The sequence below is a fragment of the Massilia pinisoli genome (assembly GCF_024753285.1).
Lineage (GTDB): Bacteria > Pseudomonadota > Gammaproteobacteria > Burkholderiales > Burkholderiaceae_D > Telluria > Telluria pinisoli.
This window is the reverse complement of the sequence record NZ_JANUGW010000001.1, coordinates 464,237-487,625: the sequence shown is the minus strand read 5'-3', so window position 1 is coordinate 487,625 and position 23,389 is coordinate 464,237. Positions and strand designations below refer to the sequence as shown.

Genomic DNA, 23,389 nt, shown 5'->3' with positions numbered 1-23,389 from the left:
GGATCATCCGGCGCGGGGACGGCCGTCAGTCAGGCATCGCGGCGGGCGCCGTCACGTTGACGTAGTCCGCTTCGAGATACGCGTCCTGCACGCGCGCGCGCGCCTGCGTGCCCACGCTGAACAGGCCGACCTGCGCGCCGACCCACGTGCCGCGCGTGACGGGGAACGCGTCGCCGGCCGGCTTGAACGTGCGGCCGTCCAGGCTGTACGAAAAGCCGACGAACGCGTTCTCGTTCATCGCCATGCGCAAGTACACCGTGTCCGGCGCGTCCGCCAGCACGACGGTGGAGTCTTCGCGGCAGCGCGGTCCGAACGGGCCGCACACGGTGCGCACGAGATCCGTGTGGCCGCCGCTGCGGCGCAGTCCCACCCAGGCGTATTGCATGGCGTTGACGATCAGCCCGGCGCGGTCGCCGTCGACCGCACCGTGCAGGCGCACGCGCGTGTCGACGACGAAGCGCGACGCGGGCGTCTTCTGCGTGAGGATCGCGCCCGCCGCCCGGACATAACCGTCGGATTCCGGCACGACCTGCGTGAACAGGCGAAGGTGGCCCGGGTTGTCGGTCAGCGAGTACCAGCCTGGCGCCGGATTGGCGGCCCACTGCCATTGCGGGCCGAGTCGCGGGCCGGCGAACGTGTCGCTCGTCGCGGGCGCGGCGGGCGCGAACCCCTGCACCGGCTTCGCGTACGTCGCCACGGGTTCGCCGACGCCCGGCGTGCGTCCCGACGCGCCGATGACGGGCCAGCCGTCCTGCCAGCGCATCGGCTGCAGGTGCACGACGCGCCCATAGGCGCCCTTGTCCTGGAAATGCAGGAACCAATCCTTGCCGTCGGGCGCATCGACCCAAGCACCCTGGTGGGGCCCATTGACCGGGGTGTCGCCCTGGTCCATCACGCGCCGCGCCTCGTATGGCCCGGTGATCGTACGGGAGCGGAACACGGCCTGCCAGCCCATCTCGACGCCGCCGGCGGGCGCGAACACATAGTAATACCCGTTCGCCTTGTAGAATTTCGGGCCTTCGACCGTGTGGTAGCCGGGATAGCGCGCGCCGTCGATGATGACCTGGCCAGCGTCGTCCAGCATGCGCGTTGCGCCCGCGTCCATGCGGCGCAGCGTCAGCACGTTGTTGATGCCGGCGCGGCTCTTCGCCCACGCGTGCAGCAGCCAGGCGTTGCCGTCGTCGTCCCACAGCGGCGTCGGGTCGATGATGCCGCGTCCAGCCAGCAGCAGGCGGGGCGCCGTCCACGGGCCGGCGAAGTGCTCGGCCGTCGTGACGTACACGCCATAGTCCGGGTCGGGATAGAAGATCCAGAAGCGGCCGGCGTGCCAGCGCAGGCACGGCGCCCAGACGCCCTTGCCGTACTGCGGGCGCTCGAACGCGGCGGCCGGCACCAAGTGGGGAAGGGCGTGGCCGACGAGCGTCCAGTTCACGAGGTCCGGCGACTCCAGCAGCGGCAGGCCCGGCGCATTGTTGAAGCTCGATGCCGTCATGTAGAAGGTGGTGCCGACGCGGATCGCGTCCGGGTCCGAGTAATCCGCGTGCAGCACGGGATTGCGGTAGCGGCCGTCGCCGAGGTCGGCGCGCCATGGCGCCGATGCAGGCAGCGGCGCGATGGCCGTGGCGGGCGCGGGTTCGCCGATGCCGCGGCAGCCGGCGACGGCGGCCAGGACGAGCATGACGGCGGCCGCGCCGCGCGTGCGTGCGGGACGGTGATCGGGCGGCGGGACGGGCAACTGAGGGGGCACCGATATCTCCTGGTCGGGTTGGGTTGTTATCGATCTCATGGTAGCATTGTTGAATTGGCACAATCAAGGCAATCCGTGCCGCATAAACAGGCATCAAGTGGGCATTCGGGCACCGGCCCGTGGGCCGACGGTGGCGCTTCTGCGCCGGCGGCGCTATGATGTTCAAAAGAACACACTGTTTGAAATCGATAACATCGCCAGGCAGCCAGACTACAGGACAATAACTCAATGAGCAGTGAAACGAAGCAGGGCGACCGCTCCACCGGCGGCGCGACGGTCTGGGACGTGGCGCAAAAGGCCGGCGTCTCCGCGATGACCGTCTCCCGCGTCATCAACGGCAATGCCAGCGTCAGCGACAAGACGCGGGAAAAGGTCAACCGCGCGATCCAGGAATTGAACTACCAGGTGAACGTGGCCGCGCGCGCGGCACGCATCGGCACCCTGCGCGTGGGTCTGTTGTACAGCAACCCCAGCGCCGCGTTCCTCAGTGCGTTCCTCGTCGGCGCCCTCGGCGAGTGCAGCCAGACGGGCGCCCACCTGATCCTGGAGAACTGCGACAACCTGCGCAGCCAGCGCAAGGCGATCGACCGGCTGATCGCGGACGGCGCCGACGGCATCATCGTGCCGCCGCCGCTGTGCGACTCCAAGGCCGCGCTGAAGCAGCTGGGGGAACTCGGCATTCCCTCCGTCGCCGTCGCGACGGCGCGGCCGTCGCCGCAGATGTCGGCCGTGCGCATCGACGACTACCAGGGCGCGCTGACGATGACGAAGCACCTGCTGGCGCTGGGCCACACGGACATCGGTTTCATCAAGGGCGACCCCGAGCACACGCCGGCGCAACTGCGCTACCAGGCGTTCATCGACGCCATGCGCGAGGCGGGCCACAACGTGGCGGCGGAACGCGTCGCGCAGGGCATGTTCACGTATCGCTCCGGCCTGTTGGCCGCACGCGAGCTGTTGTCCCAGCCGACGCGGCCCACGGCGATCTTCGCCAGCAACGACGACATGGCGGCGGCCGTCATCGCCGTCGCCCACGGGATGCATCTGCAGGTGCCGGACGACATCGCCGTCTGCGGCTTCGACGATACGCCGGTCGCGACGACCGTGTGGCCGGAGCTGACGACGATCCACCAGCCGATCACGGAAATGGCCGGCAGCGCCGTGGCGCTGCTCGTCGAGCACATCCGCGCGCGCCGTGCGGGGCAATCCTATATGCCGCAGCACCGGCTGATGCCGTTCACGCTCGTGGAGCGCGAATCGACGGAAGCCGTGGAGTAGGCGTCACCAGTAGGGGCGCCACGTGCGGGTGAGCCGCACGAGCGCCTCGAGGTAAAAATAATCGCCCCAGATGCACGCCTCGTCCACGCCGACGCCGTTCGGCTTGTGGTAGACGCCGTGCTTCAGCAGGCCCGAGCCGGGCGTGATGCCCGTGTCGGCATAGTCCTGCGCGAGCGTGCACACCATGCCGGCGGCCGCGCGTTCGTACTCGCTGCGCAGCGGGTCGGCGAGGGGCAGGTGCTGCGCCAGTTCCAGCAGGCCGCACGCGGCGATCGCGGCACCCGAACTGTCGCGCGGTTCCGGCCCGGACGTGAAGTCCAGGTCCCAGTAGCAGATGCCGTCCTCAGGTAGCCTGTTCAGGAAGTAGTTCGCCAGCACCTGCGCGAGCTGGATGAGGCGCGCGTCGCCGTTGTGGCGATAGACGAGGGGGAAGCCCGAGATGCCCCAGGCCTGGCCGCGCGCCCAGCAGGAATCGTCCGCGTGGCCCTGGTGTGTCTTGCCGTGCAGCGGCGCGCCGCTGGCCGGGTCGAAGAAGAACGTGTGGAACGTGGAGCCGTCCGGACGCACGATGTGGCGCGCGGCCGCTTCGATGTGGCGGTCGGCCGCCATGCGGAACGCCGCGTCGCCCGTGTGGTCGCTCGCCCAGTACAGCAACGGCAGGTTCAGGTTGCAGTCGATGATCATGCGCCCGCGCTGGGCCGGATCGGACAGTTCGCCCCACGCCTGGATGATGCCGGCGCCCGGCAGGTAGCGCTGCAGCAGCAGGCGCGCGGCGCCGAGGGCCGCTTCCGCCGCCAGCGGCTCGCCCGTCAGCTGCCAGCCTGCGACGCACGAGAGGCTGTACAGGAAGCCGAGGTCGTGGTGGTTCACGTTGATGCGTTCGCGCTGGCGCGTGTGGAAGCTGTGTACGTGGCGCAGCGCGGCGGCGCGGTAGCGCGCGGCGCCCGTCAGCTCGTACGCGAGCCACAGCATCCCCGTCCAGAAGCCGTTCGTCCATTCCGTGTTGTCCATCGCGGCATACACGCCGTGCGTCGACGACGGACGCGGGAACGCGTCGCCGAAGTAAGTCAGGTTGCGGTCGACCGTGTCGAGGGCGCGCCCGATGGCGCGGTCGATGGCGGCGCGGTCGATGCCGCCGCGCCAGCGGGCGGGCAGGGCGGCCGTATTCAGCGGCTCGAGCGCGGCCGGGTTCAGCGGGGATGACATATCAACTCCTTGCGATCATTTGGCCGGTTCCGCCAGCGGCGCGACCGGGTCCGCCGCCGTTTCCGGTGGCGTGGGCAGAAGGAAGACGGCGGACAGGACGATGAACACGAGGCCCATGCCCGCCATCGCGAGATAGGTGGCCGGGTAGCCGATGCGGTCGTAGCTGATGCCGGCCAGCGGCGACAGCGCGGCCAGGCCGATCGAATGGCCGAAGCTCACGCCGACCATGTACACGGTCGACGCGAAGCGGTTGTCGAAGTGGCGCGCGATGTAGCGGAACAGCGAGACGGCGAGGATCGGCAGCTCGACCGAGTGCAGCAGCTTCATCGCGGAAATCGACAGCGGGCCCACGGCGAGGCCCGAGCCCGCGATCCGGACGAGCATGATGGACCCGGCCAGCAGCAGGCCGTGCTTGGCGCCGATGCGCCGTACGAGCAGCGGCGCGAGGAACAGGCCGGCCGCCTCCAGGAAGATCTGCGTCGAATTCAGGTAGCCGAACATGGCGGCGCCCGTCTGCACGTCGGGGAACAGCGACGCGAAATAGCTGGGGAACTGCTGGTCGAACACGAGGTACAGGTTCGTCACACCGAGCACGAACACCATGAAGCGCCAAAAGCCGGGCATGCGCAGCAGCGCGAACGCCTCGGCCAGCCGCACGCCGTCGCGCGCGCGCACGGCGGTGTCCGGCGGCCCGGTGCGCCAGACGGCCAGCAGCGCGAGCATCAGTACGCCGGCGGCCGAGGCGAGCGCGAAGTTGATGCCCGGGTCGATGTTGTAGATCCGGCCGCTGAACAGCGCGGCACTGGCGAAGCCCAGCGAGCCCCACAGCCTCACGCGGCTGTATTCGAAGCCGTCGCGGCGGCCGATGCGGTCGACGTACGACTCGATCGCATAGCTGCCTGCGATGAACGTGATCCCGAGATACAGCCCGCCGACGGCGGCGCCCAGCAGGATGTTCAGCTTCAGCAGCGGCGCGTACACCATCGTGAAGAACGCGCCCGACAGCGCGACGAGGGCCGCCACCGTCCACAGGATGTTGCGGCGCGTGCCCACGCGGTCCGACACGAAGCCATATACCGGTTGCGAGCACATGGCGGCGATGAAGTTCGCGGAGAAGACGATGCCCGTCTCTGTGCCCGACAGCTTCAGCGTGGAGCGCAGCCACAGGGCGAGCAGCGAGATGCTCATCGCCTGCGCGAAGAAATATATGTAGACGAAGCCGCACAGGAACCGGAAGTGCGAGTGTCGCGTTGCCATGCTGTCTCCTTGCTGTCGTTATCCGGCGCACCGGAGCCGTGGCGCGGCTCCCGTGCCGAGATACTGTTGGCCGCGCGCCCGGAAGTCAAGGGCCGTCATCGCGCCGCCTCCAGCGCGCGCAGCACGTCGTGGCAGGCGCCCATCGTGTGGTAGTCCGTCTTGCCGGCCGGGCTCTTCTCGTCGCTCACCTTGCGATTGTCCGGACCGAGGATGCGGTACCAGGCGCCGTGCTCGTGATCGACGAAGTGCCGCCAGCTGTACGCCCAGATGCGGTCGTACCAGTCCCAGTACAGCGGATTCCCGGTGCGCACGGCCAGCAGCGCGGCGGCCGCGACGCTCTCGGCCTGCACCCAGAAATACTTGTCGCCGTCGCAGATGGTACCGTCGGGCGCGTATCCGTAGCAGATGCCGCCATGGCGTTCGTCCCATGCGCGCGCCAGCGCCGCGTCGAACAGCTGGACGGCGCGCGGCGCCAGCCAGTCGGCGTCGCCCGCCAGGTGGGCGCGGTGGCGTTCGAGCAGCAGCAGAAGCTTCGCCCATTCCGTCAGGTGGCCCGGCTGGTAGCCCCATGGGCGGAAGATGTTGGTCTTGTCGTCGCGGTTGTAGTTCCAGTCGACCGACCAGTCGGCGCGGTAGTGCTCCCAGACGAAGCCGCCTGCGAGCGCGGCCTGGCGCTGCGTGATGTTCGTGGCCAGCAGTTCGGCGCGGCGCAGGTAGCGGACTTCGCCCGTCGCCTCGTAGGCGGCGAGCATCGCTTCGCACGCATGCATGTTCGCATTCTGGCCGCGGTAGGTGTCGAGCGTCGACCAGTCGGCGCTGGCCTGGTCCGCATACAGGCCGTGCGCCGGCTCCCAGAAGCGTGCTTCCATCAGCGCGTACGTCTCGGCGAGATACTCGCGCGCCTCGGCGACACCCGCCTGCAGCGCATGGGCATAGGCGAGGACGACGAACGCAAGGCCGTAGCAGTGGTTGTCGGCGTCGAGGACCGTCTTGCGGCCCCGGTCCCACGCGACCTGCCAGGCGTAGCCGCCCGTGTGCGGGTCGCGATGTGCGCTGCGCAGGAACGCGACCCCGTGGCGCACGGCGGCGAGGTAGTCCGGATCGCCGAAGCGGCGGTATGCCGTCGCGTAGTTGAAGACGAAGCGCGTGCTGCTGACGAGGTGGCGCGTCGTGCGGTCGTACACGGTGCCGTCGTCGCGGAAGAAGTGATAGAAGCCGCCCGTCGGATCGATGGCGCGCGGGTGGTAGAACCGCATCGTGGCGGCGACGTGGTCCAGCAGGAAAGGGGGAGAACGGAAGTTGGGGGCCATTGCTCGCTCGTTTAGTCGGAAGTCGGGGATGCGGCCTGCGGCCAGGCGGCGATGCGGTAGCGGGTTTCCCACGGCGCGCTTGGGGCGATCGCGATGCCGTGGCGGTCCGCGAGCGGATGGCCGGCCGGCGCCGTCGCCACGCGTCCCAGGTCGAACAGGCTGTTCACCGGCTCGGCGCCGAGCGCCAGATGGCTGCTCATCCAGGGGAAGTGGATGCGCCCGCCGTTGCTGACCCACAGCAGCAGGTCGGGCAGCTGCGCCGTGTCCCACCAGAGGCCCACGCATGCGTCGTAGTCCAGGTAGTGCAGCGCGAGCGGCGGGGCGCCGTCGACGCCGCCGACCGCGCGCACCTGCACCAGTTCTTCCGCCGGCGCGGCCAGTGGCAGGTGTGCCAGGTCGATGGGGCCATCGACACCGGCCAGTGCGTCGAGCGCCGGCGACATCGTATCGGCAAGGAGGCGCGACACGGCGCCCGCCGGCTGCGCGGGATAGCTGTGGATGCCGGCGTGCGGGCCGAGCGCGACGCGTACCCGGCCCGCCGCCGGCGGCAGACGGAACGTCGGGTGCAGGCCCGCGGGCACGCGCGCGGGGCGGCGCGCCCATACGCGCAGCACGATGTCGACGGCCGGCGCGTGCGGATCGGCCGCGATCTCGCGCTCCATGTACTCGATCGGCGAGCCGGCCGGATAGTCGATGGCGAGGTGGATGCGCGCACCCGTCGCGGACACGCAGCGCCAGTGATGGTTGGCCGCGTAGCCGTGGTTCCAGCCGTCTTCCGGCGCGTGCGTGCGCCAGTCGGCCGGCAGGCCGTGCGGCGGTTCCGTGCAGCCGAACGGCACGCAGGGCCATTCGCCGCGCAGGCGGCGCATGAGGCCGGGCAGCCGGCTGGCGCGCGTCATGCCGGCCCACGGCGCCACGTGCATGATGTCCAGCTCGCGTTCGTCGCCGATCCGCAGGCTCAGGGGCCCGAGCATGCCGCCCAGCGATTGCACTTCCGCGCTGCCGTGCTCCCAGGCGAGGCGCCACGGTCCGGTCATGTGCGCCTCCACGCGTCAGTGCCCGGCATCGAAACCTCCGGCGTGCGCCGCCGCCCGCCAGTCGGCGGAGGCGGGCATGACGTCGTCCGCGATCGCGTGCTTCAGCGCCGCGGCGGCGAGCGCGAACCCGGCCACGTCCTCCGGCGCCATCCCGCATTGCAGCCCGTGCAGGACGCCGGCCGCGAACGCGGCGCCCGTGCCGATACGGTCGACGCTGCCCGACAGCCGGTAGCTGCCGCCCGTCACCGTCTTCGTGCGCGTGTGCAGCGTCGCCGACAGCTCATGGGCGTCGGCGCCGACCTGTACGCGGCGGGTCCACGCGAGCAGGGTCAGGTGCGGGAATGCGGCGAACGCGGCCCGCGCCGCGTCCGTGTCGCGCGCGGGATCGGCCAGCTCGGGGCGCGCGAGCGCGGCGGCGAGATCGTGCGGCGCGGCGAACAACACGTCGGCGTGGCGTAGCGCATCCCTCAGCGGGGCCGCGGCGCCCGGGCGCTGATCGTTCCAGGACGAGCTGCAGTCGCTGGCATCGATGGCGACGCGCACGCCGCCGGCGCGCGCCGCGCGCAAGGCTGCCGGCACCGCGTGCGCGGGACCGTTGGCGCTGCCGGGCACGATGCAGGACACGTGCAGCCACGCGGCGCCGTCCAGCAGGGCGGGCCAGTCGTAGACACCCGGCTCGGCCAGCGAATACGCGGAACCGGCGCGGTCGTAGACGATCTCCGACGTGCCGCCCGCGCCGCCGGGCGCGAGGAAGTACAGGCCCATGCGACCCGGCCGCAGGCGGATGCCGGACGTGTCGACGGCGTGGGCATCGAGCGCGGCGAGCGCGCCGCGGCCCAGCGCGTTGTCGGGCAGGACGCTGACCATGGCCGTCCGGTGGCCGAGCAGGGCGAGCGAGACGGCGACGTTCGTGTCCGCGCCTCCCGGGGCGGTGTCGGTGGACACCTGCAGCGGCAATCGTCCCGGCGGCGCGGCGAGGCGCAGCAGGATTTCGCCGAAGCAGACGATGCGGCCGCTCATGTCGGGACGGGCGCTCATCGGGCCAGCCAGCCGCCGTCCACGGGCAGCACGACGCCGTGCACGTAGTCGCTGGCGCGGCTTGCAAGGAAGACGGCGGCGCCCGCGAGGTCGCCCGGCTCGCCCCAGCGCCCGGCCGGGATGCGGGCGAGGATGGCCGGCTCGCGCACCGGGTCGGCGCGCAACGCCGCCGTGTTGTTCGTGTCGAAGTAGCCAGGCGCGATGGCGTTGACGTTGATGCCCCGCGCGGCCCATTCGTTGGCGAGTGCGCGCGTCAGTCCCGCTACGGCGCTCTTGCTGGCGGCGTACGCCGGTACGCGGATGCCACCCTGGAACGACAGGAGCGACGCGATGTTGATGATCTTGCCGCCACCGCGCTCCGCCATGTGGCGCGCGGCCGCTTGGGCGAGGAAGAACACGGATTTCAGGTTCGTGTCGATGACGGCATCCCAGTCGGCTTCCTCGACGTCGAGGCTGTCGGCGCGGCGGATGATGCCGGCATTGTTGACGACGATGTCGAGCCGTCCGCTCAGGCTGATGGCGGCATCGACGGCGGCGCGCGCGGGGGCCGTCGACGACAGGTCGGCGCGGACATCGAGGAAGCGCCGGCCGACTTCGGCGACGCGCGCGCCCGTCTCCGTCGCGGCGCTGCGGCCGACGGCGACGATGTCGGCGCCCGCCTCGGCCAGCGCGATCGCGATGCCCTGGCCGAGGCCCGTGTTGGCGCCCGTCACGAGCGCCGTGCGCCCGTCGAGGTTGAACAGGTCGAGCATGCGGTCCCTCATTTGAGCTGGCAGATGTCGAGGACGTGCATGTCCGTGTAGTCGAGGTTCTCGCCGCCCATCGCCCAGATGAACGCATAGTTCGCCGTGCCGGACCCCATGTGGATCGACCACGGCGGCGACACGACGGCCTGCTCGTTCGCGACGACGATGTGGCGCGCGGCGTCGGGCTCGCCCATGAAGTGGAAGACGCGCTGGTCGTCTTGCAGGTCGAAATAGAAATAGACTTCCGAGCGGCGTTCGTGCACGTGCGGCGGCATCGTGTTCCACACGCTGCCCGTCTTCAGCACCGTGAGACCCAGCAGCAGCTGTGCCGATTTGCAGACGCCGGGAATCACGTATTGGAAAATCGTTCTCTCGTTCGACGAGGCCGGGCTGCCGCGCTCCAGCGGTACGGCCTCTGCATGCGTGATCTTCGTGACTTCGCAGCGCACGTGGGCCGGTGTCGAGGCGAGGTAGAAACGGGCCGGGTTCGCGGCGTCCAGCGATTCGAAGACGACGTCCGCGCAGCCCATCGGCACGTACAGGCCATCGCGCGGCGCCAGCTCGAACGACCGGCCGTCGACGGTGACGCGGCCGGTGCCGGCGGCGACGTTGATGATGCCCAGTTCGCGCCGCGCGAGGAACGGCTGGCCGGCGGCGGACGCGGGCTCCGTGTGGTTGGGCAGGGCAAGCGCGCGGGACACCGGTGCCGCGCCGCCGATGACGAAGCGCTCGTCGTGGCAGTAGTTCAAGGCGACGGCATCGGCCGCGAACATCCGGTCGATGAGGTAGCGGCGGCGCAGCTCGTCCGTGCTGGCGCCCGCCATCATGTCGGGGTGGGTTGCGTAATAGGTCTTGTCGAACACTGCGGTCTCCTCGTCGTTCGTCACGTTGCCGGTCATCGGGTCTCAGTTATCGATAACAATCATAACAGGGTATTTCGAAATGTCAAAGCATCGGTTCAGGGTCCGGGGACGTCGCGGCCGCTCGTGCTCGCGCGGACGGCAGCTGCGGCACGCTGACCGACAGAAAACGCTTGTGCGGATCGGTTACTGTTGTTATCGTTAACTTTCGCTGTGCCCGGTGTCGGTAGACGCGAACCGCGGTGCCGTTTCACGCGCGTCGTCGCGTGCAGATGAACGGCGCCGCAGCATGACCGGTCCATGCGGGCATAGCGATCTCCTTGCGGGTATGTTCCGGCCCGTATTCGACCTGCCTCATCGAACAGGCAGGTCTTTTTTTTTTGCCCGGACGCCGCGCGGCCCGGCAATGAGCGACCGGGTGTGCCGGCGCGACGGGCTGCCGTGCCGCTCGACGCGATCCCGGCGTGTGGCGGCCGCCACCGGGCGTGGCCGCGCCGACGCGCCGCTAATCGCTGGCGGCCTTGCCGGTGCGGGTGGCCGCAGGGAGTGGCGCGCTGCCGAGCGCCTTGCGCAATGCGTCCGCCCGGGCGTCGGTCGTCGTGCTGTCGAGGGCCTGCTGCGCGGTGACCGGCTTGCCGTCATACGCTTCCGTCAGACGCTGGTTGAAGCGGACGTCGTTGATGCCCACGGTGACGGCACTGCCGAACAGCCCCTTGTTGCCGGACCAGACGACGACGTCGCCGACCGTCGAGCCTTCGGCCATGCGCGCGAAGTTGACGACGGTGATGCCCGCATCGGCACTGAGCGAGAAATTGTTGCGCTTGCGGAAGCTGTCGACGGCTTTGTCGTTCAACAGCACGAGGGCGATGGGGCCGCCTTCGGCGCCGGCTTGCAGGCCGATGCTGATGGCGCCGATGTCGAAGAACGCGGGGTTGCTCCAGGTCCCGTCGGGGCGCCGGATCATCAGCACGCCGGCTCCGCCCGCACCGCCTATGCCGAGGGCGGCGCGGCCGTAGGTGGGTACGATGAATACGCCGTGCGCCCGCGCCAGCAGTGCCGGCATGCCTGCGTCCGCATGCATGGTCTGCACGACGCCGACGGCATCGTCGACGTGCTTGACGGCCGCCTGCTGGCGGCGCGTAGCCGTGTCGCCGTCGTGGGCGGCCTGTGCGGGTGTGGCCCGGGCCGTGCGGGCGGGCTGGGACGCCTGCGCAGTGGCCGCGGGCGGCAGGCAGGCGAGCATGAGCAGGGCGGCAAATGCGGTGGCCGGAAGCCGGAAGGCGAGGCCGCGCCAACCGGCGCGGGGCAGCATGGTGGGATCTGGCATCGCGTACGTCATGACGTTCTCCTCGGCGGGTGTCAAGGTTGGGCCGGAAGTTGCCGGCGATGGAGGTGGAGCTTATGTCCGCACCCGCGTCCTGGTTTGACATGCGTCAGTCGTGCGCAGGTGTCGACACCACGCGCTGGTCCGCCGTATCATCGACGCTCCGCCGCATGGAGTCGTCGAGATGGGGTATCGCTTCCTCGCCGCCGCGGTGCTGCTGCTGCACCTCGGCTTCATCCTGTTCGTCGTGGCAGGCGCGGCGCTCGTCGCGCGCCGGCGCCGGCTGGTGCCGCTGCATCTGGCGGCCGTCGCGTGGGGCATCGTCGTCGAGGTGACGGACGCCGCCTGTCCGCTCACGGCGCTGGAGGGCCGCCTGCGCCTGCTGGCCGGCACGGCCGGTTATGCGGGCGGCTTCCTGGATCACTATTTGGTGGCGCTGATCTATCCGGCCGGCCTCACGCGCGGCATGCAATGGATGCTGGCGGGCGTCGTGCTGGCGCTGAACGCCGTGCTGTACGCGCGCATCCTGCACCGCCATCGATCCGGGCCGCATTGATCTTGGTCTGACGGACGCCAGGAACCCTCGACGGGCCATCCGCTCAAACGCAGGACGGCCGCGTTGTCGGTCACGGGAGAATTCATGGAAAGTATTTTCTTTCGCTCATGGTGGGTGCCCGCCCTGCGTGGCCTGCTCGGCATTCTGTTCGCGGTATTGGCCATCGGGTGGCCCGGGCTGACGCTGCTGTCGCTCGTCGGCCTGTTCGCCGCGTATGCGATCCTGGCCGGCATCGCGTCGCTGGCCGGCGCAATCCGTCACCGTACCGCCGGGCAGATGCACTGGGATGCCGTCATCCTGGGCATCGTCAGCATCGGCGCGGGGCTCGTGGCCGCGTATCATCCGGCCGCGACGGCGTTGCTGCTCGTCCTCATCATGGGCGCGAACGCGCTCGTCGTGGGCGTGCTCGACATCCTCGCCGCGGTCCGGCTGCGCCAGTCGATCGCGGGCGAGTGGTTGCTCGCGCTCGCCGGCGTCGCGTCCGTCGTGTTCGGCGCGTTCGTGTTCGGCGCGTTCGTGTTCGCGCGGCCGGGCGCGGGGGCGCTAGCGCTCGTGTGGCTCGTGAGCCTGTATGCGTTCGTCACCGGCGCGCTGTTGCTGGCGCTCGGCGTGCGCATGCGCGCGCTGGAGCGCGCGGGCGGGACGGGGCACGACAGGCGCGTCGTGCCCGACCGGCGCATGTCGCCAGCCCGCTAGCGGTCATCGCCATGCATTCGGCGGCGCGCGTACGGCGCGGGACGGGATCGGTTAGCATGGACATCTATCGTTTGACGACGGGAGAGATGCATGCCGACTTCGATGAAGACTCCGGGGCCCGACCACCCGATCACTATCGCCCCCGCGGGCGGCCATGTCACCGTGCGTGCCGGCGGCGCCGTGATCGCCAGCAGCCACCGCGCCCTCGCGCTGCGCGAAGCGGCTTATCCGCCCGTGCTGTACATTCCGCGCGCCGACGTCGCGATGGATCTGCTGCAGCGGACCGACCACCAGACCTACTGCCCGTACAAGGGCGATTGCGCGTACTACTCGGTGGCCGGTGCGGGGCCGCGGGGCGAGAACGCCGCGTGGAGCTACGAGTCGCCGTATCCGGCCTTGGCTGCGATCCGGGAGCACCTGGCGTTCTATCCCGACCGCGTCGATGCGATCGACGTCCGCTGAGCGTCGCGGACGATGAGCGGTACGCCATTCGACGAGCTCGAACTGACGGGGCGGGCTCGTACGCACGTGCGCCAGTACGCGCAGCCCCGCTTCGCTGCGCGGCCGGAGGTCGCGGCCGCCTTCCTGGACATGCGGGCGGCGGCCAGCCGCGACGGCATCGACATGGTGCCGATCGCATCGTGGCGGCCGTTCGAGGCGCAGGCGCGCAACTGGAACCGCAAGTTTGCTGGCGCGGCGACGCTGTACGATTGCGACGGCAACCCGCGCGACCATGCGGTGCTGGCGCCGGAGGCCATCGTGCGTGCGATCCTTGCCTGGACGGGGCTGCCCGGTGCGACGCGGCGGCATTGGGGCACGGACATCGACGTCTTCGACCGCACGGCGCAGCCGCCCGGCTACCGGACGACGTTGCTGCCGGACGAAGCCAGGCCCGACGGTGTGTACGCGCGCCTGCACGCGTGGCTCGACGTGCATGCCGTCCGCTTCGGCTTCTTCCGGCCTTACCGCACCCGGCGAGCCGGGATGTGCCCGGCGCCGTGGCATTTGAGCCATGTGTCGTCGTCGGCGGCGGCGCTGGCGGCGCTGGACATCGACATGGTCGCCCGCGCCGTGCGCGCGTCCGACTTGCTCGGGCGCGACCTCGTGCTGGCGATGCTGCCTACGCTGTTCCGCGACCACGTGTCGAACGTGGACGGCCCGGACGACCCGGACGGTCCGGCGCTCCCGTCGCCGCGTTAGGCGCCCGCGCGGCTGAGGCGGTGTACGCCGCCCACGTCGGCACGATCCGCGCGTGCGGGTGGCGGCGTCAGGTGCAGCGTGGTGCGGGCGAGCGCGTCCATGCGGACGCCGAGCGGCCGGCGCATGGGGCCCGGCTCGAGGCGGGTGGCGAACATCCACAGCACGGGATAGTCCAGCGTCGCCGGCACGGCCACGTTCAGGATCATGGCGAGCTGCCAGTCCGCGTTCTGGAGGTCGTCGATGCTGACGAGCAGCGGTCCGTTCGCGGCGCGGCACTGGATCAGCGCGCACAGCGCGGCCGTCTGCAGCAGCTGGGTCGTCGGCAGCGGCCAGTCCGGCGCCGTGTCGACGAGGCTCGCGCACGCGTCGGCGTGGATGGCCGGCAGCGCCAGGTCGGCGCAGCGGGTGCGCACACGGTCGGCCAGCGGCGCCGCGTCGTCGTCCCGTGCCAGGCCGAGCAGGGCCAGCATCAGGTCCGCGGCCGTGTGCGCGACCGCTTGCCCGGCGGTGCCGCCGTCGAGCAGCACGCAGGCATAGCCGCGCGCGCGCGCGTCGCGGGCGCCGAATGCAAGCAGGCTCGACTTGCCGGAGCCAGCCTGTCCCTGTACGTCGATCAGCCTGCCCCGGCCGCTGACGTGGACGGCATCGATGACGGCGCGGCATTGCAGCCGCTCGACGTCCGAGGCCTCCTCCGCGCCGCGTGCCTGGGCGGTCCGGCGCGGCGGCGCCATCTCGATCAGCGACTCGACGCCGATGCCGTAGAACGCAGCCAGGTGACGTACGGTGCGGTACGGCACCGGCTTGCCGGACTCGGCCCGCTTGATCGCGGCACGCGTCAGGCATTGGCGGCGTTCCTGGAACTGTTCCGACAGGGCCTCGCGTCCGCCGCGGCGGTGGCGCAGGGCTTTCAGATTGTGCACGTCGAGCAGGACGCGGGCATCGAATGGCGGGATGGACGAGGAGGCGCAGTTGAATGTCATGGCACGTTCGCAAAGTGGCGCCGCCCGGCTGGCGGCAACCATGTCATTGCAAACGCCGTGCCATGGCGAAAATCACCCGCGGACGCATCGGATGGGCCTGGTGCAAGGTCATCTTGGCCTGTTTTGCTATTTCTACGTGTAAAATTGCCATGTCCTTTACATGTAAAGCGTCCGACGTGCTTCCCGACTTTACCGCATGAGCGATTCCACCGAATACACACAGACGTTGCAGCTGTCCGCGCAGGGCCTCCCGGGGCGGCCTCTGCTCGCGCTGACGATCCTCTGGCATCCGGACCCGGCCCGCATCGGCGAACAATTCGTCGGCGATCCCGGGGTGTTGGAGGTGAACCGCTACGCGCCCCTGTTCTACCGGCCCGGCGAAGCGGGACTGCCGCTGGGCCACGGCACGATTTCGCGCGACCCCGTGCGGATCGTGCGCGACGGCGAGGTCGTTTTGTTGCACTTGCCGGCGACGCGCATGCCGGTCGAGCTGAACGGCCGCGCGGCGACGGGCCAGGTAAGGCTGGGTGCGGCCGACGTCGCGCATGGCCAGGTGCTGACGTTGGGCCGCGCCGTCGTCCTGTGTCTGCACTGGATGACCTGCCTGCCGAAGCACAATCCCGTGCCGGGCCTCGTCGGCGTGGGCGCGGCGGCGATCAGCCTGCGCGACCAGATCCGCATGGTGGCCCCGACCGACATCCCCGTGCTGCTGCTGGGCGAGACGGGCACCGGCAAGGAGATCGCCGCGCGCGCCATCCACGCGCTGGGCCAGCGCGCGCAGACGCGGCTGGTGGCCGTCAACATGGCGGCATTGAACGAATCGCTGGCGGCGGCCGAGTTGTTCGGCGCCACGCGCGGCGCGTACACGGGCGCGCAGGAGCGCCGGGGCCTGTTTGCGGAAGCGGACGGCGCCACGTTGTTCCTGGACGAGATCGGCAATGCGCCCGCGAGCGTGCAGCCGATGTTGCTGCGCGTGCTGGAAGGCGGCGACTACCGGCCGCTGGGCGCGAGCCAGGACCGCAAGACGAGCGCGCGCCTCATCGCGGCCACCGACCAGGACCTGGACCTGGCCGCATTCAATCAGGCCCTGCTGCGGCGGCTGGAAGGGTTCGCGATCCAGCTGCCGCCGCTGCGCGCGCGCCGCGAAGACATCGGTGTCCTGATCGCGCATCTGCTGAAGGCGTATGGCGCCGAGCCGACATTGCCGGTGGAACTCGTGGTGGAAATCGCCTGCTTCGACTGGCCCGGCAACATTCGCCAGCTGGGCCACGCGCTGCGGCGTGCGGCGCTGCTCGTGCAGCATGGTGGTACGCCCCAGTTGGAACAACTGGTGCGGCTGACGCCGGCGCCGGCGGGCAGCGCGGCCCGCCTGATGCCGGCCGCCGACGTCGCGCCTCCGGTGATGGCGGCCCCGGCGCCTGCAGCTGTCCCGTCCGCGCCGGACGCACCGCGCCGCAAGCCGTCGGCGCTCTCCGATGCCGACGTCCTCGATGCCATGGCCGGCAACGATTGGAATATCCAGGCGGCCGCCCGCACGCTCGGGATCTCGCGTCCGACCATGTACAAGCTGCTCGACGGGCACCGAGAGATCCGCTGGGCCGAACGGATTCCGCCCGAGGAGATCGAACGTGCGCTCGCCGCGTGCGACGGCGACGTCGGGCGCTGCGCGGCGTCGCTCAGGACGCCGACCGAGTCGCTGCGGCGGGAGATCCGGCGCCTGGCCCTGGACAGGGTGGCGCCGCTGTAACGTGCCGGATCAGCGGCCGTTCACATCGTGTCGACTTGCATCTCCGGGTCCGGCAGGTAGTAGAAGGAGCTCGTGCCGCCGCCGTCATGCGCGGAGAACGACACCGTGAATCCCCACGTGCCGAGATCCTGGCCCACGTGCACCGTCGAATTGGCCTTGAGGTTGATGCGATTGCCTTCCGTGAACGGGGAGCTGTTGCGGCTGCTGGTTGCCATCACACCGCTGATCAGCACGCATTCCGCGATGTCGCCGGGGCCGGAGAACTGGAAACTGACCTTGTCGCCTTGCTTGACCAGGAACTTGTCGCCGTCCTGATGCGGGACGCCGTCCAGGCTCCAGGTCGCCAGCGTCTGGCCTTGCACATAGGTGACGACGAGTTGATGCGTTTGCTGCGGCATGATGCTCCTTTCGGTTGAACTGCGATCGGTGGGGTGAGTCGAGATCAGTCAGCGTGATAGGCCGGGTCGCGGCGCAGCGCTACGAGGTCGGGTTCGGCTTCCACGTATTTGGCCGGGTAGCCGAGACGGAGGGCGGCGGCGACCGCCGCGAGCGCCAGCTTGCGGTCGCCCAGCAGTTCGTATGCGAGGCCGGCGCGGAACTGGACGTCGGCCGTGGCGGGCGCCAGCGTCAGTGCGCGCCCCATCAATGCCCGCGCTTCGTCGGGGTGGCCGGAGCGGGCGGCGTACAAGCCCATGCGCGAAATGAGGACGACGTCGCTCGGCGACCGCTCCAGGCGTTCCGCCAGCAGGCGCCGCGCCTTGTCGTAGGCTTGCCGCGCTTCTTCACCACGGCCGGGGATCCACAGCAGCGTGTCGGCCAGGTTGGCCCAGTTCAGATAGGAGCCCGGTGCCCCGCGGACCGGCGACACGGCATTTTCGAACGCGTCGGCCGCGCCCACGTAGTCGCCGCGCACGAACAGGATGTTGCCGAGGTTGCCGTACAGTTTGGCACTCGGGCGCACCTGCAGTCCTTGCTGCAGCACGCGCAGCGCCTCGTCGACACGGTTTTGGCGCATCAACACGGCCGTCAGGTTGGAATAGGCCGTCACGGCATCGGGCTGCAGCGCGATACTGCGGCGGAACGCCTCCTCGGCGGCCGCGTCGTCGTGCTGTTCGTAGTTCACGACGCCGAGCGCATCGGTGAAGACGCGCTCGCGCGGGAACCGGCGCATCGCTTCGGCGATGGCGGCGCGGGCTTCGGCGTAACGGCGCGCGTGGCGCAGCGCTTCGACCTTGCCATACCACGCGAAGAAATTCGCAGGATCGAGGCGCAGCGCCCGCTCGTGCGCGGCGAGGGCATCGTCGCGCTTGCCCTGGAAATCGCGCACCCAGCCGCGTGCGATATGTGCCAGTGCCAATTGATCGTTCAGGTTCAACGCCTGCTGCGCATCCGCGTCGGCCTTGCGCAACCACGTGTCGTCCTGGCGATCGCTGCCGTAGCGGAACGCGTGGACGAGCGACATGCCGGCCGCGGCGGCCGCATTGTCCGGACTATGTTTCAGGATGCGGTCGAAGTGACGTTCGGCCGTTTCGAGACTGCCGGGACGGTCGAACAGTTTCACGTCGGCGAGGCCCTGTTCCATGTCGAGCGCTTCGGAATACGGGGCGATGCTCGCGGCGAACGTGCCCAGCCGGGGCCCGATGCCCCACCACGTGCCAGCGGCCAGCGCGGCGCCGACAGCCACGATGGCGCCGATGCGGGTCACCCGGCGGGACGGCGCGCGGCGCGGCGCGGCGCGGGCTACCGCGGCCGGTGCGGTCCGTGCAGGCTTGCCGCCCAGGTCGGCGAGGCGCTTCACGACCTCGTCCATGCTTCCCAGCCGTTGTTCCGGCTGGCGCGCCGTCATCGCCCGGATCAGCGCGATCAGCGAGGTATCGAGGGTGTCGGGATAATCCCATCCGTCGGACGACGTCTGCACGAGGGCGGCGGCGAGCGCCAGGCCGTGCAAGGTCGCGAACGGCCGCGTGCCGCCTGCGAGTTCGTACAGGATGACGCCGAGCGCGTACACGTCGGAGCGCGGGTCCGGCGTCGCGCCCTGCAGCCGTTCCGGGGCCATGTAGGCGATCGTGCCTTGGGGATCGGCGTCGCTGCCCGACGTCGCCGTGCCCAGCGATACGGTTTCCGTGGCGAGCGCGTCGTGGCGCAGCGCGAGACCGAAGTCGAGGATGCGCACGCGGGCGTCGGCTTCGACCATCAGGTTCGACGGCTTGATGTCGCCGTGCACGAGGCCGGACGCGTGCGCGTCGCGCATCGCATCGGCGACCTGGCGGACCCAGTCGAGCGCGGTGGCGAGCGGTACGGGACCGTCCTGCAGGATCTGCTTCAGCGTACGGCCATCGACCAGTTCCATGACGATGAACTGGCCATCGCTGTCGTCCTCGACGGCATGCACGGTGACGAATGCGGTGTGGCGCAGCGATGCGGCGAGGCGCGCCTCGCGCACGAGGTCGGCGCCGGCCGAGCCGCCGTGGCGGATCGTCTTGATCGCGACGCGCCGCTGCAACCGCGTGTCCCACGCTTCGTGGACCGCGCCGAAGCCGCCTTCGCCGAGGCGGGCGCGGAACTCGTAATGTGCGGGTTGGCGGCGTTCGCGCTGGACGTCCGGTGCCGTGTTGACTTCAGAAGGAATAGTAGCCACCCATGAGCGACAATGTGATTTTCAGCAACATTATAGCGAGAGTGCAACTGTAGGGAAGGGCTTTGGGGCATGTCTGGCAACTATTTTTGACAAGCCCGGTTGACAGGAGGCGCGCGATGCGGCCGCGCGACTCATCCCCGCGGCGCCCGCTCCGGTGCGACGAACGCCAGCGCTTCCTCGAATGAGCGCAGGACGATGTCCACGTGCTCTTCCACGGTCGGCTGCGGCACGGACGACAGGTCGAACGGCAGCTTGATCGTGGCAAGCAACGCGTCCGGCAAATGCGTGCGCAGTTCCGCCGTCGCGTTCATCCAGTCGCCCAGCCGCTCCTCGACGGGATAGGGCAGGATCACGTTCGAAATCAGCTCCGCCTTTTCCGGGCCTGGCCGGTCGGCCGAGCCGAGCAGGGTGCTGCGCGCGTCGACGTTCGCTTCGCGCAGCGCCGAGACGAGCAGCTCGCTGAGCAGCTCGTCGCGTTCGACGGCGAGCGCGGCGCACAGCACGACGGAGTGCGCGGGCACGTCCAGCGAACCTTGCCAGCGGCCCTGCCGCGTCTCGCGCATCTGGCGGAGGTACGCCCCGAGGTTCGCGTCCAGCAGCGAGACGTCGCGCCGGCGCCGCGTGCGCGCGGGGGTGCGGCCGTCCGGATTCAACGTGGCGGCCACGCGGCCCATGGCGGCGCGCATCGTCTCCATCTGGCCCGCGTCGATGCGGCCGGCGCGCATGTCGGCGCCGGCGAGCGCGAGGCCCGGCAGCAGCACCTTGTCGCAATAGCGCGCGAAGCTGGCGCGGCGCAGATAGGCGAGGGCATCGCGCACGATCGTGTCGCTGTCCGCCGTCAGCAGGCGTTGGTACAGGCGCTGGGCGCCGGAGACGTTGGGGGCGTCGCCCAGCAGGATCGTCACCGGTTCCAGCCCACGCACGTGCCGGCCGGCCACGACGAAGCACAGCGTGAGCGGCGTCGAGAGCAGCAGGCCGACGGGGCCCCACATGGCGCCCCAGAACACGGCCGAGATGATGATGGCGAGCGGCGACAGGCCCGAGCTGTGCCCGTAGACCTTCGGCTCGACGACATTCGCGACGAACAGTTCGAGCGCGACGAACAGCGCGATGCACGATAGCGCGAGCTCCCAGCCGGGGTCGATCGCGGCAACGAACACGGCGATGACGGCGCCGGCCGCCATCACGCCCAGGTAGGGCACGAAGCGCAGCATGCCCGAGAGCGCGCCCCACAGGCCCGCGTGCGGCACGCCGGCCAGCCACAGCAGCAGGCCGATCAGTGTGCCGAACGTCAGGTTGACGGTGAACTGCGACAGGAAGAAGCGCGACACGCCCTGCGCCGCGTCGCCCAGGGTGCGGATCGTGCGGTTGATTTCCGTCTGGCCGGCGAGGCGGATCAGGCGGTCGCGCAGCGATTCATGCTCGAGCGAGATGAAGACGAGCAGCACGAGCACGAGGCCCACCTCGCCCAGCGGGCCCCAGGCCATCGCGAACAGGCGCGCAAGCGAGTCGCGCGTCGTCGGACGCGGCTGGCGGATCTCGACCGGGAGCGGCTGCGTCGGGCTGACCGTGACAGTCGTCATGCCGCGCCGGCCGCTGATGATGCCCCGTTCCTGCGGCTGTACCGCGCTGATCTCGGCCTCGATCCGGGCGAACGGCCGCTCCGTCAGTTCACGCACGGCTGAGACCTTCGTGCGGATCGCGGCGCGGTATTTCGGCAGGTCGGCCGTCACTGCGACGAGCTGGAACGCGAGGACGATGCCCAGGCCCACGATACACGTGCCGACCATCAGGACGGACAGCATCGTCGCGGGTGCCTGGCCCAGGCCGATGCGGCGCAGGGTGCGGATCAGCGGGGCGATGACGAGGCTGAGGATGACCGCCAGCGCGAGCGGTTCGAGGACGTCGCGCCCGAAATACAGCAGACCGAGTACGCAGCAGCCGGTGACGATCGAGCTGGAAGTCAGTTGCTTGAACAGAGTGGAATCGCGCATTCGCGGCCGGCGGCAAAACCGCCAATGTAGCAAAAAATGCCGTGCCCGGCCAAATTTCGCAGAAGAAATTTTTTAGCGGGCGACGATCAACCGCAGCCCCAGCGCGATGAAGATGGCGCCGGCGGCGCGGTCGAGCCATTGGCCGGCCTTCGGACGGCGCGCCAGCCATTGCCCGATGGCGCCCGAAAAGAAGCCCAGCAGGCCGAACAGGACGATGGCCTGCGCCGTGAACGTGAGGCCCAGCAGCGCCGTCTGCAGGTTGGCGTCGCCGCGCTGGGCGACGACGAATTGCGGCAGGAACGACAGGAAGAACAGCGCGACCTTCGGATTGATGGCGTTGGCGACGAGTCCCTTGACGAACAAGGTACGGGCCGGCGCGGCCGAGGCGCCGGCCGTGTCGATGCGGGCGCCGCCGCGGCTGCGGATCGCGTGCCAGCCCATCCACGCGAGGTACAGGCCGCCGCAGACCTTCAACGTGGTGAACGCGAGTGGCGACGCGGCGATCAGCGCGGAAACGCCCACGACGGCCAGCAGCGTGTGCGACAGGCAGCCGAACGCGCAGCCGAGTCCGAACGCGACGCCGCGCGCGCGGCCTTTCGAGACACCCACGCTCAGCACCATCATGTTGTCCGGTCCGGGCGACAGGGTAAGCAGGATGGCGGCGGCGAGGAAGGCGAAGAACTGGTCGGGTGTCAGCATGGGTGGTCCTGGCGCAAAAGGCAATGTTACCGTGGCGGGGCCGATTGCACCAGTGCACCGGGAGTGGCGCTTTCGTGTACAGTGCGATTCCGCTAGTTTTCCGGCCTTCGCATGTCCAAGCATCACCGTCCCTTCCGTCACCTCACCGAACGGATCCTGAATGCCGTGCTGTCGAACGGGGCGGTGGCCGACTTGAGCTACCGTCTCGGCGGCACGGGCACCGTGCGGGTGACGCGTCAGGTCGTCGACCTGGGGCCCGAGCGGCGCCCGGCACAGCCGCTGCGGATCGGCTTCGCGTCCGATTTCCACGCCGGGCCCACCACGCCCTCGGTCGTGTACGACGACCTGCTCAGGTGCGTACGCGAGGAGGCACCGGACGTGCTGCTGCTGGGCGGCGATTACGTCTCCTTCTGCGCCGACAACGTCGCGCAACTGAAGCCTTTTCTCGCCGGGCTGCGGGCGCCGCTGGGCGTCTATGCGGTGATCGGCAACCACGATATCTGGAACGGCCGCGGCGTGATCGAAGACGCCTTGCGCGCGACCGGCGTGCAGGTGCTCGTGAACCGCAGCGTGGCGCTGCCGGCGCCGTTCGGCCACGTCAGCGTGTGCGGCATCGACGATCCATGGCTGGGCCGTCCGTCCGGGCCGGATGCGTTCGCCGGCGCGGGCGATGTGCGCATCTATCTGATGCATTCGCCGGACGGGTTGCGCCACGTCGGGGGCGAGCGCTTCGACGTCGGCTTCGCCGGTCACACCCACGGCGGCCAGATCGCGCGGCCCGACGGCGTACCGCTGTTCCGGCCGAAGGGCCGGTTTTCGCGCCTCTACTGTTACGGCCGCTTCGACTTGCCCGGCCACGGGCCGCTGCTCGTCAGCCGCGGCGTCGGCTGTTCCGCCATTCCGCTGCGGGTGAATGCGGACCCCGAGCTGCTCATCTGTACGTTGCGCTAGTCATGTAACATTTTTCATGGCCGATTTTGCATGTTTCCATGCGCGCTGGCTTGAAATATTGAGTATTTCCTTTGATTCTCGATAACAGAATGGAGATAATGGCACGCCGCCAAGCGCCTGATCGG

At 69.8% G+C, this 23,389-nt stretch carries 21 protein-coding genes; 7 read left to right on the top strand and 14 right to left on the bottom strand.

Annotated elements, in window-relative coordinates:
* Positions 1 to 25 precede the first annotated feature (25 nt).
* The gene (locus NX784_RS02075; RefSeq protein WP_258815034.1) at positions 26 to 1,747 is read right to left on the bottom strand and encodes a glycoside hydrolase family 43 protein; all 1,722 of its coding nucleotides are present in this window, start codon (positions 1,745 to 1,747) and stop codon (positions 26 to 28) included.
* A 228-nt stretch (positions 1,748 to 1,975) separates the two neighbouring features.
* Between NX784_RS02075 and NX784_RS02070 the strand changes: the two genes are divergently transcribed.
* Positions 1,976 to 3,025, top strand: a complete 1,050-nt coding sequence (locus NX784_RS02070; protein WP_258815033.1) for a LacI family DNA-binding transcriptional regulator — start codon at positions 1,976 to 1,978, stop codon at positions 3,023 to 3,025.
* 3 nt (positions 3,026 to 3,028) lie between these two features.
* Here NX784_RS02070 and NX784_RS02065 read toward each other — a convergent pair whose 3' ends face one another.
* From NX784_RS02065 to NX784_RS02030, 8 genes are all read right to left on the bottom strand, one after another.
* Positions 3,029 to 4,231 carry a glycoside hydrolase family 88 protein gene (locus NX784_RS02065; protein ID WP_258815032.1) on the bottom strand — a complete coding sequence of 401 codons (1,203 nt, stop codon included), beginning with the start codon at positions 4,229 to 4,231 and terminating at the stop codon, positions 3,029 to 3,031.
* A 15-nt stretch (positions 4,232 to 4,246) separates the two neighbouring features.
* A complete protein-coding gene (locus tag NX784_RS02060) occupies positions 4,247 to 5,488 on the bottom strand; it encodes an oligosaccharide MFS transporter (protein WP_258815031.1) in 1,242 nt (413 codons plus the stop codon).
* A 95-nt stretch (positions 5,489 to 5,583) separates the two neighbouring features.
* Positions 5,584 to 6,798, bottom strand: coding sequence for an AGE family epimerase/isomerase (locus NX784_RS02055; RefSeq protein ID WP_258815030.1), 1,215 nt, complete (start codon positions 6,796 to 6,798; stop codon positions 5,584 to 5,586).
* Between the two features lie 11 nt (positions 6,799 to 6,809).
* Positions 6,810 to 7,835, bottom strand: a complete 1,026-nt coding sequence (locus NX784_RS02050; RefSeq protein ID WP_258815029.1) for an aldose epimerase family protein — start codon at positions 7,833 to 7,835, stop codon at positions 6,810 to 6,812.
* Positions 7,836 to 7,850: 15 nt separating this feature from the next.
* Positions 7,851 to 8,873, bottom strand: coding sequence for a PfkB family carbohydrate kinase (locus NX784_RS02045; protein ID WP_258815028.1), 1,023 nt, complete (start codon positions 8,871 to 8,873; stop codon positions 7,851 to 7,853).
* Positions 8,870 to 9,625 carry a 2-dehydro-3-deoxy-D-gluconate 5-dehydrogenase KduD gene (kduD, locus tag NX784_RS02040; RefSeq protein ID WP_258815027.1) on the bottom strand — a complete coding sequence of 252 codons (756 nt, stop codon included), beginning with the start codon at positions 9,623 to 9,625 and terminating at the stop codon, positions 8,870 to 8,872. The genes NX784_RS02045 and kduD overlap by 4 nt, the downstream gene beginning before the upstream one ends.
* Before the next feature lie 8 nt (positions 9,626 to 9,633).
* Positions 9,634 to 10,518: a 5-dehydro-4-deoxy-D-glucuronate isomerase gene (gene kduI / locus NX784_RS02035; RefSeq protein WP_258815026.1), complete on the bottom strand. Its 885-nt coding sequence runs from the start codon at positions 10,516 to 10,518 to the stop codon at positions 9,634 to 9,636.
* 466 nt (positions 10,519 to 10,984) lie between these two features.
* Positions 10,985 to 11,818, bottom strand: coding sequence for a lipid-binding SYLF domain-containing protein (locus NX784_RS02030; protein ID WP_258815025.1), 834 nt, complete (start codon positions 11,816 to 11,818; stop codon positions 10,985 to 10,987).
* 169 nt (positions 11,819 to 11,987) lie between these two features.
* Between NX784_RS02030 and NX784_RS02025 the strand changes: the two genes are divergently transcribed.
* The 4 genes from NX784_RS02025 to NX784_RS02010 all read left to right on the top strand — a co-directional run bounded on the left by NX784_RS02025 (position 11,988) and on the right by NX784_RS02010 (position 14,255).
* On the top strand, positions 11,988 to 12,359 hold the full coding sequence (locus NX784_RS02025) for a DUF2784 domain-containing protein (RefSeq protein ID WP_258815024.1): 372 nt from the start codon (positions 11,988 to 11,990) through the stop codon (positions 12,357 to 12,359).
* A gap of 84 nt (positions 12,360 to 12,443) precedes the next feature.
* Positions 12,444 to 13,055, top strand: a complete 612-nt coding sequence (locus NX784_RS02020; protein ID WP_258815023.1) for an HdeD family acid-resistance protein — start codon at positions 12,444 to 12,446, stop codon at positions 13,053 to 13,055.
* 90 nt (positions 13,056 to 13,145) lie between these two features.
* On the top strand, positions 13,146 to 13,517 hold the full coding sequence (locus NX784_RS02015; RefSeq protein ID WP_258815022.1) for a DUF427 domain-containing protein: 372 nt from the start codon (positions 13,146 to 13,148) through the stop codon (positions 13,515 to 13,517).
* A gap of 12 nt (positions 13,518 to 13,529) precedes the next feature.
* On the top strand, positions 13,530 to 14,255 hold the full coding sequence (locus tag NX784_RS02010; RefSeq protein ID WP_258815021.1) for a M15 family metallopeptidase: 726 nt from the start codon (positions 13,530 to 13,532) through the stop codon (positions 14,253 to 14,255).
* Here NX784_RS02010 and NX784_RS02005 read toward each other — a convergent pair.
* A complete protein-coding gene (locus NX784_RS02005) occupies positions 14,252 to 15,235 on the bottom strand; it encodes an ATP-binding protein (protein ID WP_258815020.1) in 984 nt (327 codons plus the stop codon). The genes NX784_RS02010 and NX784_RS02005 overlap by 4 nt on opposite strands.
* A gap of 196 nt (positions 15,236 to 15,431) precedes the next feature.
* On the opposite strand from NX784_RS02005, the gene NX784_RS02000 reads away from it, so the two are divergent.
* Positions 15,432 to 16,982: a sigma 54-interacting transcriptional regulator gene (locus tag NX784_RS02000; RefSeq protein ID WP_258815019.1), complete on the top strand. Its 1,551-nt coding sequence runs from the start codon at positions 15,432 to 15,434 to the stop codon at positions 16,980 to 16,982.
* Positions 16,983 to 17,002: 20 nt separating this feature from the next.
* On the opposite strand, the gene NX784_RS01995 is transcribed toward NX784_RS02000, so the two are convergent.
* From NX784_RS01995 to NX784_RS01980, 4 genes are all read right to left on the bottom strand, one after another.
* Positions 17,003 to 17,380, bottom strand: a complete 378-nt coding sequence (locus tag NX784_RS01995; protein WP_258815018.1) for a hypothetical protein — start codon at positions 17,378 to 17,380, stop codon at positions 17,003 to 17,005.
* A gap of 44 nt (positions 17,381 to 17,424) precedes the next feature.
* A complete protein-coding gene (locus NX784_RS01990) occupies positions 17,425 to 19,620 on the bottom strand; it encodes a serine/threonine-protein kinase (RefSeq protein ID WP_258815017.1) in 2,196 nt (731 codons plus the stop codon).
* Between the two features lie 131 nt (positions 19,621 to 19,751).
* A complete protein-coding gene (locus NX784_RS01985) occupies positions 19,752 to 21,614 on the bottom strand; it encodes an AI-2E family transporter (protein WP_258815016.1) in 1,863 nt (620 codons plus the stop codon).
* Between the two features lie 72 nt (positions 21,615 to 21,686).
* Positions 21,687 to 22,313: a LysE family translocator gene (locus tag NX784_RS01980; protein ID WP_258815015.1), complete on the bottom strand. Its 627-nt coding sequence runs from the start codon at positions 22,311 to 22,313 to the stop codon at positions 21,687 to 21,689.
* Between the two features lie 111 nt (positions 22,314 to 22,424).
* Between NX784_RS01980 and NX784_RS01975 the strand changes: the two genes are divergently transcribed.
* A complete protein-coding gene (locus tag NX784_RS01975; RefSeq protein WP_258815014.1) occupies positions 22,425 to 23,264 on the top strand; it encodes a metallophosphoesterase in 840 nt (279 codons plus the stop codon).
* Positions 23,265 to 23,389 lie beyond the last annotated feature (125 nt).

Coding starts and splice junctions, on each gene's coding strand:
- NX784_RS02070 (WP_258815033.1), top strand. CDS start 1,976: ATGAGCAGTGAAACGAAGCAGGGCGACCGCTCCACCGGCGGCGCGACG.
- NX784_RS02065 (WP_258815032.1), bottom strand. CDS start 4,231: ATGTCATCCCCGCTGAACCCGGCCGCGCTCGAGCCGCTGAATACGGCC.
- NX784_RS02060 (WP_258815031.1), bottom strand. CDS start 5,488: ATGGCAACGCGACACTCGCACTTCCGGTTCCTGTGCGGCTTCGTCTAC.
- NX784_RS02055 (WP_258815030.1), bottom strand. CDS start 6,798: ATGGCCCCCAACTTCCGTTCTCCCCCTTTCCTGCTGGACCACGTCGCC.
- NX784_RS02050 (WP_258815029.1), bottom strand. CDS start 7,835: ATGACCGGACCGTGGCGCCTCGCCTGGGAGCACGGCAGCGCGGAAGTG.
- NX784_RS02045 (WP_258815028.1), bottom strand. CDS start 8,873: ATGAGCGCCCGTCCCGACATGAGCGGCCGCATCGTCTGCTTCGGCGAA.
- kduD (WP_258815027.1), bottom strand. CDS start 9,625: ATGCTCGACCTGTTCAACCTCGACGGGCGCACGGCGCTCGTGACGGGC.
- kduI (WP_258815026.1), bottom strand. CDS start 10,518: ATGACCGGCAACGTGACGAACGACGAGGAGACCGCAGTGTTCGACAAG.
- NX784_RS02030 (WP_258815025.1), bottom strand. CDS start 11,818: ATGACGTACGCGATGCCAGATCCCACCATGCTGCCCCGCGCCGGTTGG.
- NX784_RS02025 (WP_258815024.1), top strand. CDS start 11,988: ATGGGGTATCGCTTCCTCGCCGCCGCGGTGCTGCTGCTGCACCTCGGC.
- NX784_RS02020 (WP_258815023.1), top strand. CDS start 12,444: ATGGAAAGTATTTTCTTTCGCTCATGGTGGGTGCCCGCCCTGCGTGGC.
- NX784_RS02015 (WP_258815022.1), top strand. CDS start 13,146: ATGCCGACTTCGATGAAGACTCCGGGGCCCGACCACCCGATCACTATC.
- NX784_RS02010 (WP_258815021.1), top strand. CDS start 13,530: ATGAGCGGTACGCCATTCGACGAGCTCGAACTGACGGGGCGGGCTCGT.
- NX784_RS02005 (WP_258815020.1), bottom strand. CDS start 15,235: ATGACATTCAACTGCGCCTCCTCGTCCATCCCGCCATTCGATGCCCGC.
- NX784_RS02000 (WP_258815019.1), top strand. CDS start 15,432: ATGAGCGATTCCACCGAATACACACAGACGTTGCAGCTGTCCGCGCAG.
- NX784_RS01995 (WP_258815018.1), bottom strand. CDS start 17,380: ATGCCGCAGCAAACGCATCAACTCGTCGTCACCTATGTGCAAGGCCAG.
- NX784_RS01985 (WP_258815016.1), bottom strand. CDS start 21,614: ATGCGCGATTCCACTCTGTTCAAGCAACTGACTTCCAGCTCGATCGTC.
- NX784_RS01980 (WP_258815015.1), bottom strand. CDS start 22,313: ATGCTGACACCCGACCAGTTCTTCGCCTTCCTCGCCGCCGCCATCCTG.
- NX784_RS01975 (WP_258815014.1), top strand. CDS start 22,425: ATGTCCAAGCATCACCGTCCCTTCCGTCACCTCACCGAACGGATCCTG.